Origin of the sequence: Pseudomonas sp. MWU16-30317 (assembly GCF_020515695.1) — a bacterium.
Taxonomy (GTDB): Bacteria; Pseudomonadota; Gammaproteobacteria; order Pseudomonadales; family Pseudomonadaceae; genus Aquipseudomonas.
Genome location: NZ_JAIWJA010000001.1, coordinates 466,148 through 480,353, shown reverse-complemented (window position 1 = coordinate 480,353; position 14,206 = coordinate 466,148). Strand labels below are relative to the sequence as shown.

Here is a 14,206-nt window from a genome sequence, read left to right as displayed (position 1 = left end):
CCAGCCACGACGGAGCAAAGGTTTTTAACGCAACCGCTGAAGCAACGCGCTCACATCGTCATAGGTCGGGGTGCGGTGAAAATTGGCGGCGTTGTCGAAGGTCGAGAAATCGAACTCGCCAAAGCCCGCCACCTGCGCCCCGGCAGCCAGGCCCGCTTCGGCCCCGGCGATGCTGTCCTCGACCAGCAGGCATTCATGGGGCTGTAGCCCCAGCAATCTGGCCGCCTCGATGATCAACCCCGGCGCCGGCTTCCAGGAACGCACCTCATAGGCACTGGCGATATGCTCGAAGTGTTCGAGCAGGCCGGCCTGCCCCAAACAGGTTTCGATTTTCAAACGCGGGCCATTGGAGGCTACCGACTTTGGCAGGTCGAGGCTGGCAACGAAGGCCTTCGCCCCTGGCATGGGCTGCAGGCCCTGGCGAAACAGGTCCAGGCTGCGCTCGCGGAACGCCACCATGAACGGCTCGCCATCCAGGCTCGGGTGCTCCTTGCACAGTTCGGCGATGAACACCGCGAACTGCACGCCGCGAAAACGCCGCAGCACTTCGGCCTCGGGTAGTTCAATGCCGCGTTCGATCAACATCTTGTGCAGCAGACCCGCCGCGACGTTCTCGCTGTCGACCAGAGTTCCATCGGAATCGAAAATCACACCTTTGATAGCCACATGCCACTCCTCGGCTCATTCATTTGCCCGCGACCGCCAACGGCGTACCCCCGGGCGTAACGCCCATCTGATCGATCCGACTCCCTATAGTTCACCTGGCATCGCGCCTCAACCGGCGAAACCTCCGGCATCGAGGAACGCCAACTCCTCGGACGAGCTTTCCCGACCCAGCAGCCGATTGCGATGAGGGAACCGCCCGAAGCGCGCAATCACGTCGCGGTGGAGTTCGGCGTGGTGCAGGGTTTCTGCACTGATGCCGCGGTTGAACGCCACCGACAGGTTCTGGTCGGCAAGGCGTTCGGAATGCTCGAGCGGCAGATAGAAGAATTGGCGCAAATCTGGCTCGACCTGTTCATCGAGGCCCGCATCGACCACCTGGCGGGCGTAATGACAGGCCAGGGCATCGGTGGCGAACATATGCGCGGTGTCGCGAAAGGCGTTGCGCGGGAACTGATCCAGCAGGATCAACAGGGCCAGGGCGCTGTCCGGGGCATCCAGCCAGGCTTCGAGCTCGCGACGCGCCGCCGCCAGGTGCAGGTCGATAAAACGCTGGCGAAACGCATCGTCGAACTGCAGGTCCTTGGCGAACCAGCGTTCACGCCCCGCCGCCAGCCAGAAATCGATCACAGCCTGGTGATCCATCGTTGCCGATTGTCCATTCGCCATCTTGTGTTCTCCAGAACCTGACTGCCGAAAAATCCAGGTACGAGGCCATGCGGCTTCGCGAGTAGTAACGAATTTGATACGGAATGGGAGATTTTACAAATGGTTTCAATCGATCAGGGCGCAAAGGCTGCCCGCGAAGCACCCAGCACATTCAGCGATGACCAGGCTGATAGCGTGAAAGAAAACTCAGCTCCAAGCCCTCTAGGTAGCACTCCGTAGCCTATCGCTATATATTCCGCTACACACCGAGTTCCCTGAGCGTTCAATGCCCCGCCTCCCCCGATCCTCCCTGCCGTGGCTCAGCGCCCTGTCGCTGCTGGCGGCAAGCCTGCTGGCGTTGCTCTGCGGGCGCTATGCGATATCCCTGAGCGAATGCATGCAATTCATCAAAGCCTCTGCCGGCCTGGGCGACATGCCGGCCGGGCGCTTTGCGCTGCTGCATGGCCTGATCGTCGAGTCGCGGCTGCCGCGCGTGGTCGCCGGCCTGCTTGTGGGCGCCGGGTTGTCGGTATCCGGGGCGGCCTATCAGGCAGTGTTCCGCAACCCGCTGGTGTCACCGGGCCTGCTGGGCGTGCTCAGCGGCTGTGCGTTCGGCGCGGCGCTGGGGATCATCCTGCAACTGCACGGCCTGGCCATCCCGGCGCTGGCTTGCGTCACCGGGTTGATCGCCGTGGCAGTCGGGGTAGGCATCGCCAATCTGTTTCACAACCCCTCGATCCTGTTGCTGGTGCTCGGTGGCATCGTCGCCAACGCGCTGTTCACCGCGTTGCTGTCGATCACGCAGTACCTGGCCGACCCGGTCGATCAACTGCCGAGCATCGTCTACTGGTTGCTCGGCAGCCTCAGCGCAGTCGACCACCAGGCGCTATGGGTGATCGCGCCGCTGCTGACGCTGGGCATCGCCGTGCTGTGCCTGGGGGGCCGCGCCATCGACGCGCTGTCGCTCAGTGACGACGAGGCCCACAGCCTCGGCGTACCGGTACGCACCATCCGCTACGGGGTGATAGTGCTGGCCACCTTGATCTGCGCGCTCACCGTGAGCCTGGCGGGCATGGTCGGTTGGGTCGGCCTGCTGGTGCCGCACCTGGCGCGCCTGCTGGCAGGCCCGAGCAACGCCCGGCTCCTGCCGGTCAGCGCCTGCCTGGGCGGGGTGTTTCTGCTGGCCGCTGACGGCGCCGCGCGCAGCCTGACCCCCGGCGAGATTCCGCTGGGGATCATCACCGAACTGTTCGGCGCCGTGGCCTTCGTGCTGGTGCTGCAGCGCGTGCGCAAGGGCTGGCTATGACGTTGTTGCGTTGCGAAGCGCTCAGTTATCGGCTGGGTCGGCGGGTGATCCTCCAGGACATTTCGCTGACCCTCAACCCCGGCGACAACATCGCCCTGCTCGGCGCCAATGGGGCCGGCAAAAGCACCCTGCTGCGCCTGTTGCTGGGGCTGATTCGCCCCGCCAGCGGTGAGGTGTATCTGGGCAGCCAACCCCTCAGCGCTCTCAGCCGCCGCGCCATCGCCCAACAAATGGCCTACGTACCACAAAGCCATGTGCCGAGCTTCCCCTATACGGTCGAGCACATCATCGCCCAAGGCCGCTTGCCGGTCACCGGCCTGGGTCGCGCGCCGGCCAGCGCCGATCTCCAGGCGGTCAGCCACGCCTTGGCGCAACTGGGCATCGAAGCCTTGCGCACGCGGGTGTACACCGAGCTGTCCGGCGGCGAGCGGCAATTGGTGCTGATCGCTCGGGCGCTGGTGCAGCAAGCGCGCATCATCGTCCTCGACGAGCCCATCACCGGCCTGGATTTCGGCCATCAATTACGCCTGCTGGCCCTGCTCCAGCGCCTGGCCGAGCAAGGCCTGTGCGTGCTGTCGAGCAGTCACCGCCCGGAGCAGGCGCTGGCCGCCAGCAACCGCGTGCTGGTCCTGCATGACGGCCTGCTGATCGGCGACGGCGCGCCTGCTGCGGTGATCGACAGCGCGCTGATGCAACGCCTCTATCACGTCTCGGTGCGGCAGATCGACACCGAAGGCCAACGCTTTTTTGTCCCCCTGTGAGAACTCCAGACCATGCAGCACCGTCGCCGTTGCCTGACTTTCACCCCACTGCTGCTCAGCGCTGCGGTTCACCTGGCCCACGCCGACGAGGTGCAACTGGCGCCGATCGACGTCAGCGCCGTGGACAGCGCCCAGCAGCAAGCACGGGATAAATCCGCCACAGTCGGGCCGATGGGCGAACGCAGGTTGCAGGACACCCCCTACTCCGTCAGCGTGGTGCCCCGCGAGCTGACCGAAGACCAGCAGCTCAAGAGCTTCAAGGACATGATCCGCTACCTGCCGTCGGTCCAGGCCGATGGCGCGCGCCCGCAAACCCGCGGCTTTCAGGGCAGCGTCGTGCAGAACAGCCGCCTGGACGGGCTCAACGTGGTGTCCACCACCGACTACCCCGCCGAGCAACTGGGCGGCGTCGAGGTGCTCAGCGGCTTATCGGGTTCGCTGTATGGCCCGGCCAACCCCGCAGGCACCTTCAACCTGCTGTCCAAGCGCCCTACGGACTTCACCCGCAACCGCGTCACGGTTGGCCTGGGCACCGGCATGAGCTGGCTCAAGGCGGTCGACCTCAGCGGCCCCTTCGATCCGGAAGGCAAGATCAAGTACCGTCTCAACCTGGTCGACGAGCAAGGCCACAGCTACGCGCCCGGCAGCACCTTGCGCCGCCAGTTGGTGAGCCTGGCCACCGATTTTCAGCTCAGTGACGACAGCATCATCGAGACCAATCTGAGCCACTACAACTATCTGGACAAAGGCTTCCCAGGCAAATTCGCCACCAGCGGCAATGGCGTCACCCTGCCCCACGCCCTTGACGCGACCCGCAGCAACCTGGGGCAGAACTACGCCGGTGACAACAACACCACCGACACCGCCAGCGTGCATTTCAAGCACAACCTCGATGACAACTGGAAGCTCGACATCGGCGCGCTGCGGCAAATCGCCGATCGCGAATCCACGGCCGTCACCAACACCTTCACCGACAACGCCGGCCGCTATGCCAGCACCGTCTCCAGCGCCACGGCGAGCCGCTTCACCATCAACAGCTACCTGGCCAACCTCAATGGCACGGTGTACACCGGCGCCATCCAGCACCAGTTGACGTTCGGGCTCAGCGGTTTTGACTGGGACAACTACAACCCGGTGGCCGGTGCGACACAAAAACTGGGCACCGCCTCGCTGGGCGATCCAGCCAACTTCGCCGAACCGGACTACCCGGACTTCACCGACCGCTACCACTCGGCCAACGCCAGCCAACGCTCGCTGATAGTCGCTGACACCCTGACTTTCAACCCGCAGTGGAGCCTGATGCTCAGTGGCAGCCAGAATCGCCTGACCACTGACAATTACACGACCACAGGCGGGCATTTCGCCAACCAGGCCACCGGCATCAGCAGCGCCGAGAGCTTGATGTACAAGCCAATCGACGACTTGACCCTGTACGTGACCTACGCCGACAGCTTGCAACAGGGCGACAGCATCCCGGCGGGCAGTCTCAATGCCGGGCAGATCCTTTCGCCCTACCGCAGCCGCATGGTGGAAGTCGGCGGCAAATGGGTGGTCGATGGCGTCAACCTGTCGTTGGCAGCGTTCCAGATGAAACGCCCGTTCGCTTATGCGCAAAACAACGTCTATGCCGTGGCCGGCCAGCAACGCAACCGCGGCCTGGAGTTCATGGCCGACGGCAGCTTGACCCGCAACCTGCGGGTGTTCGGCGGCATCACCTGGCTCGACCCGAAACTGCTCGACACCGCCACCCCCAGCACCGACGACACGCGCATCGTCGGCCTGGCGCGCACCACCGCCAGCCTGCTGACCACCTACCAGATCGAGCAAGTGCCGGGCCTGGCAGTCAACCTCAATGCCCGCTACATGAGCGCGCGACCGATCGATGACAGCAACGACCACTGGGTAAGCAGCTACGAGACCTTCGACCTGGGCGCCAGCTACAGCACGCGCGTACTCAAGCGCGACACGGTGTATCGCCTGGAAATGACCAACGTCGGCAACAGCCATTACTGGACCAACATCGTCCCCGGCGGGCTGAACGGCTACACCGGCGCCGGGCAGACCAGCGCCAGCCTGGGTGCGCCGCGGATGCTGCAGGCGTCTGTGCAGGTGGATCTGTAGATGGCCTGGCTCACCTCGACTCGATGCCGCCTGTTACTGGCGGCCCTGCTGCTCGCCCATGTGGGAGCGGGCTCTGCCCACGAAGGGGTCATGGCTGACGCCGCAGCGCCTGCGGTTGCTGCCGATTCTTCGCAGATTGCAGCGCTCGCTTCGCGGCCACAGCCCGCTGCCGCCGAGGACGGCGTGGCGCGACAGATACGCGACGACAGCGGCCGCGAGGTCACGGTACCTGCCCAGGTGCACCGCATCGCCGATGGCTGGTACGCGCACCACGTGCTGCTGATGACTCTCGGCGCCGGCCAGCGGATCGTCGCCACGGTCAATCACCCTCAAGGCCAACCTTGGATGTTCAAGGTGCTGCCCAGCCTCGGCCAGGCCACCGCCATCAATGGCACGGCCTTCAATGTCGAAACCTTACTGAGTGACCGCGTCGATTTGGTGTTCACCAGCACCGGCGATCGCCAGGCAATGGCTTATGAGCAAGCTGGGGTGCCGGTGATGCGCATGGGCTACACCGACCTGCCGGGGTTGCAGCGCTCCATGCTGGCCACCGCGCAGGCGCTGGGCGGCGCACAGCCGCTGGAACGGGCCAAGGCCTATAACCGCTATCTGGACGAGCAACTGGCGACGGTCGAAGCCCGCGTAGCCGATGTGCCTCAGGCCCAACGCCCAAGGGTGTTGCACATCGCTTCGCTCGATCCGTTGAAGGTCGATGGCAGCGATACCTTGATCGATCAGTGGATCCAACTGGCGGGCGGGCGCAACGCCGCCGTGGGCCTCAAGGGCAACCTGCAGCCGGTCTCGGCCGAGCAGTTGCTGGTCTGGCAGCCGGATTTGATCGTCCTCGCCGCCAACGCCGGGGATATCAGCCCATCATCGCTGTTGCAGCAACTGCCCGCCGTGCAACAGGGGCATGTGGTGCGTAATCCGGCCGGGGTGTTCCCTTGGGATCGCTACGGCACCGAGGTGGCGTTGCAGCTGGAGTGGGCGGCACAGCAACTGCACCCGGAGCGCTTCAAGGAGGTTGATATGGTCGCCAAAACCATGGATTTCTACCGGCGCTTCTTTGATTACCCGCTGACGACGGCCGAGGCGCAACGCATCCTCAAGGGGCTGGCGCCCTAGGAGCTCGAGTCACCTGGCTGGCCTCTTCGCTGTGCAGTTCGCCCGGAATTGCCAGGCCAATCATGCAAACTGCATGAAAATGGATTTACATATTTATGCAACCATATGAATTTAAAGGATTTTATTAATTGCAAAAATTGGCACGCCGCCTGCTCCTACAGTGGTATGGATCCCTTCTGGATCTTCACTGCCCGCGACATGGAGTAGCACAAAAATGGTTACCTACGCCGAAACATCTGCCCTGACCCAGCCCGCAGGGCTTGGACGAGACGCTGCACTGGACCGCAGCCACACCCACCGATCAGGTATCTCCTGGGCGGCCATCTTCGCCGGTGCGGCCGGAGCCGCGGCCCTGTCGCTGATCTTGATCCTGCTCGGTACCGGCCTTGGCTTCTCCGCCATGTCGCCCTGGGCCGATCATGGCGCCAGCGCGACTACCTTGGGCGTTTCCTCGATCGTGTGGCTGGCCCTGACGCAGATCATCGCCGCTGGCATGGGTGGTTATCTGGCGGGCCGCTTGCGTTCACGCTGGGTCAACACTCACGGTGATGAGGTGTACTTCCGCGATACCGCCCACGGCTTTCTGTCCTGGGCAGTTGCCACGCTGGTGACCGTAGCCCTGGTGGTAGGCTCTGCCAGCGCCGTGGTCAGCGGCGGCGCCAAAGCAGGTGCGGCAGTGGTGGCTGGCGGCGCAAGCGTTGCTGGCGCGGCCGCAGCCAATAGCAGCGATCCCTATGGCTACTTCATCGATGCCCTGTTCCGCGACACCCGCCCCGTAGCCGTCAGCGACGATGCCGCGCACGGTGTGGTAGGCCGGATCATCGCGCGTACGATCTCCAACGGTGGTCAACTGGCTGCCGACGATCGCGCCTATCTGGCGCAGATGGTCACCCAGCGCACTAGCCTGACCCAGGCTCAGGCTGAACAACGGGTCGATCAGGTATATGGCCAGGCTCGCCAGAGCGTAGAAGATGCCAAGGTCGCCGCGCAGAAAGCCGCCGATCAGGCTGCCAAGGTGGCCGCTACCGCTTCGCTGTGGATGTTCGTAGCGCTGCTGTGTGGCGCGTTCTTCGCCAGCTTCGCGGCCATCTACGGTGGTCGTCGCCGCGACGCAGTGGTCTATGTCGAAACCGAACATCACCGCGCCAGCGCGCTCTGAATCCAACCCGAAAGGAGATCCATCATGCGTTCATTACTGTTGTTCTTTCTCGGCGTGCCAATCCCTATCATCATCCTGATCGCGCTGTTCATGCACTGACAGGTCATGAACCGGTAGCACTGCCCTCGGCCCCCGCCCCTCTCCAGGTGCGGGGGCCGACTGTTTTGATAGCCGCTGATCCTCGCCTAGGCGTCTTGCGCTAGCTTGTAACCCAGGCCATGCACGGTGTGCAGCATGGGCTGTTCGAAGTCCCTGTCCAGGGTGCGACGCAACAAATGAATGTTGCTGCGCAAGCTATCGCTGCTCGGCACATCGCGGCCCCACACCGCCTCTTCCAGCTCTTTGCGCTGCACGATACCAGGGCTCTTGCGCATCAGTAGTTCGAGAATCTTCAGGTTGGTCGGGTTGAACTTGAGCAGCAGCCCGCCACGGGTCACCTCCAGGGTGTCGAGGTCGAAATGCAGGGCACCGACCTTGAGCATGCGATTACCCTTGCGGCTGCGCCGCGCCACCACCGCTTCGATCCGCGCCAGCACCTCGCTCATCGCAAAGGGCTTGGTGACGTAATCGTCGGCGCCGACATCGAAGCCCCTCAAGCGGTCGGCCAATTCGTCCCGAGCACTGAGCATCACGATCGCCACGTTGGACTTGGAGTGATGACGCAGCGTATGGCAGATCTGGTTGCCGTCGATGCCGGGCAGCATGATATCCAGGACGATCGCATCGAACGGCTTGGAGGCCGCCAGGTTCAACCCGGTCAGCCCGGTAAGGGCCCCTTCTACCTCATGGCCTTTGAGCGTGAAGAATTCGATCAGGTTGTCGTGAATGTCCTGGTGATCTTCCACCACAAGAATACGCATCGGGCGTCTCCTAAACTTTTAGCAGCTGCACGGTGAACCGGCAGCCATTGGGTTCGCGGGTGCTCAGGCTGACTTCCCAGCCTTGGCTGGTGCAGATTCGCTGCACCAGGGACAGGCCCAGGCCCAGCCCTTCGCCGCGTTTTTCCGGCCCGCGTATGAACGGTTCGAACATCGCGTCCTGTTGATCCGGGGCAATACCGATACCGCTGTCCTCGACCGTGAAGCCGGTCGGCGTCAGCGTCAGGCTGACAAAACCGTGATCCGAGTAGTGCCAGGCATTGCGTAGCAGGTTACCCATGACCGAATGCAGGAATGTCTGATTGTAGAGGCCGGTCATCGCGTCGTCGGGACGGTAGATGAATTCGAGCCCCTTGGCCTCGATCTGCTTGCCCCAGATTTCCGTCAACTCGTCGGCGGTCGCCCGCAGGGTCACCAGATTGCCCTGGGCGGTGACGTTGTCCTTGTCCCGTGCCAGCAGCAAAAAGGTCGCCACCAACTGCGTCATCGCCTCGGTAGCGCGGGAGATCCGCGTCACCTGCTGACGGGCGCGCGGGTCCAGCACCGAGGTTTCGAGCAGTACATCGCAGGAGCTGGCGAGGATCATTAACGGCGTGCGCAGCTCGTGGCTGACATCGCTGGTGAACATCTGCTCGCGCCCCAGCGCCGCGCGCAGCTTGCTCAAGGCCTCATCGAAGGCCAGGGCAACCTCGCCCACCTCGTCGGCGGCGTAATCCGGGGACAACGGCGGCGCCATCTCCAGCAACTGATCACGGTGGCGCACCTGGCGCGACAAGCGGATGACCGGGGCCATCACTCGCCGGGCAAGCATCCAGCCCAGCAGCACGGCGAGGATGATACTCAGCACGAAGCCGGAGGTGACCACGGTGAACAGCAAACGCTCGCGCTGCTTGAGGTCTTCCTGGTCCCGCAGCAGCACGTACTTGCGATCGCCCACGGTCTGGACCATGGCGTAGTAGGTCTTGTCGTCGCGGCTGATTTCCTGAAAGCCTTCTGGCAGCGGCTTGAGGTCATCGGCCATGGCCAGGTCGCCCTGGCCTTCGGTGGCGAAGAAGAGTTCGTCCTTGTCCGGCTGGAAACGCCAATCATCGGCGTTGTCCATCATCAACAGGCGATGCAGGTTGCCGCTCAGGCTGATGGTGGTCAGCTTGCGCTCCACCACATGCACGGTGGCCACGATACCGACGGCGAACACGCCTGCGACAAAGGCGCTCATCAAGGCGAAGACCACAACGATTCGCCTCGCCAGGCTTTGTTTGAATTCCATAACGCTCCAAAACGACGCACCGACCTCAAACCGGTACGTTCCCCCTGATAACCAACCCTCTGGTGCGGCGACGCTCGAACCAAAGATAGACCACGGGGGTGGTATACAGGGTAAGCACTTGCGATACCAGCAGTCCGCCAACAATTGTGATGCCCAGTGGCTGACGCAGCTCGGCGCCGGCACCGTGCCCGAAAGCCAGCGGGATAGCGCCCAACAAGGCAGCCATCGAGGTCATCAGAATCGGCCGCAGGCGCAGCAGGCAGGCCTCGCGCACCGCGTCCACCGGCGCCATGCCGCGCTGCTGACACTCAAGGGTGAAGTCGACGATCATGATCGCGTTCTTCTTGACGATACCGATCAGCAGAATGATGCCGATCATGCCCAGCACCGACAGGTCGAGCCCCGCCAACAGCAAGGCCAGCAGCGCGCCGAACCCGGCCGACGGCAGGGTCGAGATGATGGTCAGCGGATGAATGGCATTCTCGTACAGCACGCCGAGCACGATATACACGGTGATGATCGCCGCCAGAATCAGCCACGGCTGGGACTTGAGCGAAGCCTGGAACGCCTGCGCGGTGCCTTGGAAGCTGCCCTGCACGGCATCCGGCAGCCCCACCTGCAAGGCGGCCTGATCGATGGCGTTGACCGCATCGCTCAGTGCCATGCCCGGTGCCAGGTCGAACGACAAGGTGATCGCCGGGAACACGCCCTGGTGGTTGATGATGATCGGCACCTGTTCGTGGCTGAGGTGAGTTACCAGGTCGAGCGGCACCATCGCGCCACTGGTGGACCGTACATAGAGGTGCGAGAGGGTCTGGGTCGAGGTCTGCCAGCTCGGGTCCAGCTCGAGGATCACGTGGTTCTGGTCCAGCGCGGTGAACATCGTCGCCACCTGGCGCTGGCCAAACGCGTCATAGAGCACATCGTCGATGGCCTGGATACTCACCCCCAGCCGCGCCGCCGTGGCGCGGTCGATGGTCAGGGTCGCCTGGTTAGTGCCCTGCTGCTGGTCCGAGGTCACGCCGGTCAATTGCGGCAGGGTCTTGAGCTTGTCCATCAGCACCGTGCTCCAACGCTCCAGCTCGGCGCTGTCCGGGTCCTGCAGGGTGTATTGGTATTGGGTCTTGCTGACCCGCCCGCCCACCTGAATGTCCTGCTGGGGTTGCAGGTACAGCTTGATGCCCGGCACCGCATTGAGTGCCGGTTGCAGGCGCCGGATGACTTGCTGGGCGCTGACCGTGCGCGCCTCGAACGGCTTGAGGTTGACCACCAGCCGCGCCTGGCTGACGGTCGGGTTGGGCCCGATCCAGAAGTACACCTTGGCTACCGCCGGGTCGGCCTGCACCACGGCGGCGACCTGCGATACCAGATCCAGCATCTGCGCGGGCGAGGTGTCCGCGCCGCTTTCAGCGATACCGGTCATCAGGCCAGTGTCTTGCTGCGGGAAAAAGCCCTTGGGGATGATCACATACAGCGCGCCGGTGGCCAGCACCGTGGCGATGGCGAAGGCCAGGGTCAGGCGTTGGTGGCCCAGCACCCAGTCAAGGCTGCGCCGGTAGCCTTCATTGATATGATCCAGCACGTTTTCGCAGGCACGCTCGAAGCGATTCGCCGGCTTGTCCTCCGCATGGGGTTTGAGCAGCCAGGCGCAGAGCATCGGCGTCATGGTCAAGGACACCACGCACGACACCAGGATCGCCACGCTGACCGTCACCGCGAACTCGCGCATCAAGCGTCCGACCATCCCCGACATCAACAGGATCGGCAAGAACACCGCGATCAGCGAGACGGTCATCGAGACGATGGTAAAGCCCACCTCGCGCAAGCCATCGCCGGCGGCCTGCAGGCGCGACTTGCCCATCTCCAGGTGGCGGACGATGTTTTCCATGACCACGATGGCGTCGTCGACCACAAAGCCGACGGCAATGGCCAGGCCCATGATCGACAGGTTGTCGAGGCTGTAGCCGAGCAGATACATGACCCCAAAGGTGCCGATCAGCGACAGCGGTATGGTCATCGCCGGGATCAGCGTGGCGGTGGCCTTGCGCAGGAACAGGTAGATGACCACGACCACCAGCAACACCGAGATCATCAGGGTGAACTGCACGTCCTTGATTGACGCGTCGATGGTCTGGGTCCGGTCGCCAGCCACCACGATCTGCACGTCTCGCGGCAGGGAGGCGGTGAGCACCGGCAGGTTGGCCTTGATGCCGTTGATGGTCGAGAGCACGTTGAAGCCCGGCTGCTTGTGGATGTCGACGATCACCGTCGGCTCGCCATTGATGCGCGCGTACTGCTCGGTGTCCTCGGCGCCCGCCACCACCCGGCCGATATCGCTGACCTTGATCGGCACGCCATTGCGGTAGGCGACCACCTGATCGCGATAGCCCTGGGGTTCGAGCAACTGGTCGGAGGTGCCCAGGGTGACGGTACGCGTCGGCCCGTCGAGGTTGCCCTTGGGCTGGTCGAGGGTGCTGATGCCGACGATGCTGCGCACGTCCTCGAGCGTCAGGCCACGGGCCGCCATGGCATCGGGGTCGATCTGGATGCGGATGGCCGGCACCTGCTGGCCGTGGAAATCCACCTGGCCGACGCCGGGCAGTTGCGACAGGCGCTGCGCCAGGTAGTTGTCGGCATACAGGTTGAGCTCGGGCAGCGTGCGCGTCGGTGATGTGACCGCGAGCGACAGCACGGTGGCTTCGGCCGGGTTGATCTTGTGGAAGGTCGGGTCGGTGGTCATGGTTTTCGGCAGCTGCGACTTGGCTGCCGACAGCGCCGCCTGGACATCACCGGCCGCGCCGTCGATGTTGCGATTGAGGTCGAACTGCAGGGCGATCTGGGTCTTGCCGGCGGCGCTCGACGAGGTCATCGAGGTGACCTGCGGCACGGCGGCGAAGGCGCGTTCCAAGGGCGTGGCCACCGATGAGGCCATCGTCTCGGCGCTGGCACCGGACAGCGTCGCGGTGACCTGAATGGTCGGGAAATCCACGGTCGGCAAGGCTGCTACCGGCAGTTGCAGGTAGGAGAAAATCCCCAACAGCAACACACCCGCCGCCAGCATGCACAGGCCGACACGCCGCTGAATCAGGCTGACCAGCGCGTTCATGGCTGCACCGCCGGCTCGACCGCAGGCGGCAGCACCGTGACTTTGACGCCGCTGGCGATCCGCGACTGGCCTTGGATGACGACGGTTTCACCGGGCTGCACGCCGCGGGTGATCCACTGCATGCCGTCGACCACTTGCTGAGCCTTGACCGGGCGCACCTGGACCTTGTCATCGGCACCGAGCACATAGACGAAGTTGCCGTCGCGGCCCAACTGCACGGCGTTGGCGGGCACCACGGTCACGCCGCGCTGGGTGTTGACCAGCAACCGCGCGCTCACCAGTTCACCCGGCCACAGCTGGCTCTGGCTGTTGTCGAACTGCGCCTTGAGCTGGATCTGTCCGCTGCTGGCGGCCACCTGACTGTCGATAAAACTCAACGCGCCGCTGGCCAAGGTCTTGCTGCCGTCACGGCGCAGCGCCACTACTTGCAGGGGCTGGCCCTTGGCGTATTCCTCAAGGATTTCCGGCAACTGGTCCTGAGACACGGCAAAGGCCACGGTGATCGGGTTCATCTGGGTGATGGTCACCAGGCCCGTGGCCTCGGCGCCGTGGGCAATGGCGCCGACATCCAGTAGGCGCTGGCCGGTGCGGCCGTCGATCGGTGCGCGCACCTGGGTGAATTCCAGTTGCAGACGAGCGTTGTCCAGCGCGGCCTGGTCCGCCTGCACCGCCGCCACCTGGGCAGCGACCTCGGCGCGATAGGTATCGACATCCTGGGTCGGCCCGGCCTTGGCATTGGCCAGGTTGACGGCACGATCGAGGTTGACCTTGAGGCTGGCCAACTGCGCCTGGTCCTTGGCCACCAGCGCTTTGGCCTGATCGACCTGGGCCTGATAGACGCGCGGATCGATCTGCCCCAGCAAACTGCCGGCCTTGACCGTCTGCCCCTCTTGGAACAGCACTTTCTGCAGCTCGCCATCCACACGTACCCGTACGTTCACGGTGTTGAGGGCCTGGACGTTGCCGATAGCGTCGAGCCAGATCGGCAAGTCCTGCTGAGTGACCTTGGCCACCCGCACCGGCACCGGGCCGCCGCCAGCGTGGCCGCTGACCGGTTTTGACGCTGGCCAATAGAAATAAACCACCGCGACCAAGGCGGCGAGCGCCACGAGGATGACCATCGAACGCAGGCGCAGCCGAGGTTTTACAACAGGGTCTTGGACATTCATCGG

At 64.0% G+C, this 14,206-nt stretch carries 11 protein-coding genes; 5 read left to right on the top strand and 6 right to left on the bottom strand.

The features are described 5' to 3' along the window. Window positions 1-24: 24 nt before the first annotated feature. Complete coding sequence (locus tag LIX93_RS02225; RefSeq protein ID WP_226502377.1) at window positions 25-666, bottom strand: HAD-IA family hydrolase; 642 nt, start codon at window positions 664-666, stop codon at window positions 25-27. 108 nt (window positions 667-774) lie between these two features. Beyond that, the gene (locus LIX93_RS02220; RefSeq protein ID WP_226502376.1) at window positions 775-1,332 is read right to left on the bottom strand and encodes a DUF924 family protein; all 558 of its coding nucleotides are present in this window, start codon (window positions 1,330-1,332) and stop codon (window positions 775-777) included. Between the two features lie 265 nt (window positions 1,333-1,597). Between LIX93_RS02220 and LIX93_RS02215 the strand changes: the two genes are divergently transcribed. From LIX93_RS02215 to LIX93_RS02195, 5 genes are all read left to right on the top strand, one after another. Continuing rightward, entirely contained in the window at window positions 1,598-2,617 is a 1,020-nt protein-coding gene (locus tag LIX93_RS02215; RefSeq protein WP_226502375.1) for an iron ABC transporter permease, read from the top strand. Then, window positions 2,614-3,378 (top strand): ABC transporter ATP-binding protein, encoded by a 765-nt coding sequence (locus LIX93_RS02210; RefSeq protein ID WP_226502374.1) that lies wholly within the window; start codon window positions 2,614-2,616, stop codon window positions 3,376-3,378. The genes LIX93_RS02215 and LIX93_RS02210 overlap by 4 nt, the downstream gene beginning before the upstream one ends. 12 nt (window positions 3,379-3,390) lie before the next feature. Continuing rightward, window positions 3,391-5,499: a TonB-dependent receptor gene (locus tag LIX93_RS02205; protein ID WP_226502373.1), complete on the top strand. Its 2,109-nt coding sequence runs from the start codon at window positions 3,391-3,393 to the stop codon at window positions 5,497-5,499. Further along, on the top strand, window positions 5,500-6,624 hold the full coding sequence (locus LIX93_RS02200; RefSeq protein ID WP_226502372.1) for an ABC transporter substrate-binding protein: 1,125 nt from the start codon (window positions 5,500-5,502) through the stop codon (window positions 6,622-6,624). A gap of 214 nt (window positions 6,625-6,838) precedes the next feature. Beyond that, entirely contained in the window at window positions 6,839-7,783 is a 945-nt protein-coding gene (locus LIX93_RS02195) for a hypothetical protein (RefSeq protein WP_226502371.1), read from the top strand. Between the two features lie 185 nt (window positions 7,784-7,968). On the opposite strand, the gene LIX93_RS02190 is transcribed toward LIX93_RS02195, so the two are convergent. The 4 genes from LIX93_RS02190 to LIX93_RS02175 are packed head-to-tail and all read right to left on the bottom strand — an operon-like array spanning window position 7,969 to window position 14,203. Further along, a complete protein-coding gene (locus tag LIX93_RS02190; protein WP_226502370.1) occupies window positions 7,969-8,643 on the bottom strand; it encodes a response regulator transcription factor in 675 nt (224 codons plus the stop codon). Window positions 8,644-8,653: 10 nt separating this feature from the next. Further along, window positions 8,654-9,928: a HAMP domain-containing sensor histidine kinase gene (locus LIX93_RS02185; protein ID WP_226502369.1), complete on the bottom strand. Its 1,275-nt coding sequence runs from the start codon at window positions 9,926-9,928 to the stop codon at window positions 8,654-8,656. A gap of 25 nt (window positions 9,929-9,953) precedes the next feature. Beyond that, window positions 9,954-13,034, bottom strand: a complete 3,081-nt coding sequence (locus LIX93_RS02180) for an efflux RND transporter permease subunit (protein ID WP_226502368.1) — start codon at window positions 13,032-13,034, stop codon at window positions 9,954-9,956. Next, the gene (locus LIX93_RS02175; RefSeq protein WP_226502367.1) at window positions 13,031-14,203 is read right to left on the bottom strand and encodes an efflux RND transporter periplasmic adaptor subunit; all 1,173 of its coding nucleotides are present in this window, start codon (window positions 14,201-14,203) and stop codon (window positions 13,031-13,033) included. Before LIX93_RS02175 ends, LIX93_RS02180 begins: the two co-directional genes overlap by 4 nt. Between the last annotated feature and the right edge of the window lie 3 nt (window positions 14,204-14,206).

What these genes read in the sequence shown, in the direction of transcription:
- LIX93_RS02220 (WP_226502376.1), bottom strand. Translation starts at nt 1,332, where the DNA reads ATGGCGAATGGACAATCGGCAACGATGGATCACCAGGCTGTGATCGAT.
- LIX93_RS02180 (WP_226502368.1), bottom strand. Translation starts at nt 13,034, where the DNA reads ATGAACGCGCTGGTCAGCCTGATTCAGCGGCGTGTCGGCCTGTGCATG.
- LIX93_RS02210 (WP_226502374.1), top strand. Translation starts at nt 2,614, where the DNA reads ATGACGTTGTTGCGTTGCGAAGCGCTCAGTTATCGGCTGGGTCGGCGG.
- LIX93_RS02185 (WP_226502369.1), bottom strand. Translation starts at nt 9,928, where the DNA reads ATGGAATTCAAACAAAGCCTGGCGAGGCGAATCGTTGTGGTCTTCGCC.
- LIX93_RS02205 (WP_226502373.1), top strand. Translation starts at nt 3,391, where the DNA reads ATGCAGCACCGTCGCCGTTGCCTGACTTTCACCCCACTGCTGCTCAGC.
- LIX93_RS02190 (WP_226502370.1), bottom strand. Translation starts at nt 8,643, where the DNA reads ATGCGTATTCTTGTGGTGGAAGATCACCAGGACATTCACGACAACCTG.
- LIX93_RS02200 (WP_226502372.1), top strand. Translation starts at nt 5,500, where the DNA reads ATGGCCTGGCTCACCTCGACTCGATGCCGCCTGTTACTGGCGGCCCTG.
- LIX93_RS02215 (WP_226502375.1), top strand. Translation starts at nt 1,598, where the DNA reads ATGCCCCGCCTCCCCCGATCCTCCCTGCCGTGGCTCAGCGCCCTGTCG.
- LIX93_RS02195 (WP_226502371.1), top strand. Translation starts at nt 6,839, where the DNA reads ATGGTTACCTACGCCGAAACATCTGCCCTGACCCAGCCCGCAGGGCTT.
- LIX93_RS02175 (WP_226502367.1), bottom strand. Translation starts at nt 14,203, where the DNA reads ATGAATGTCCAAGACCCTGTTGTAAAACCTCGGCTGCGCCTGCGTTCG.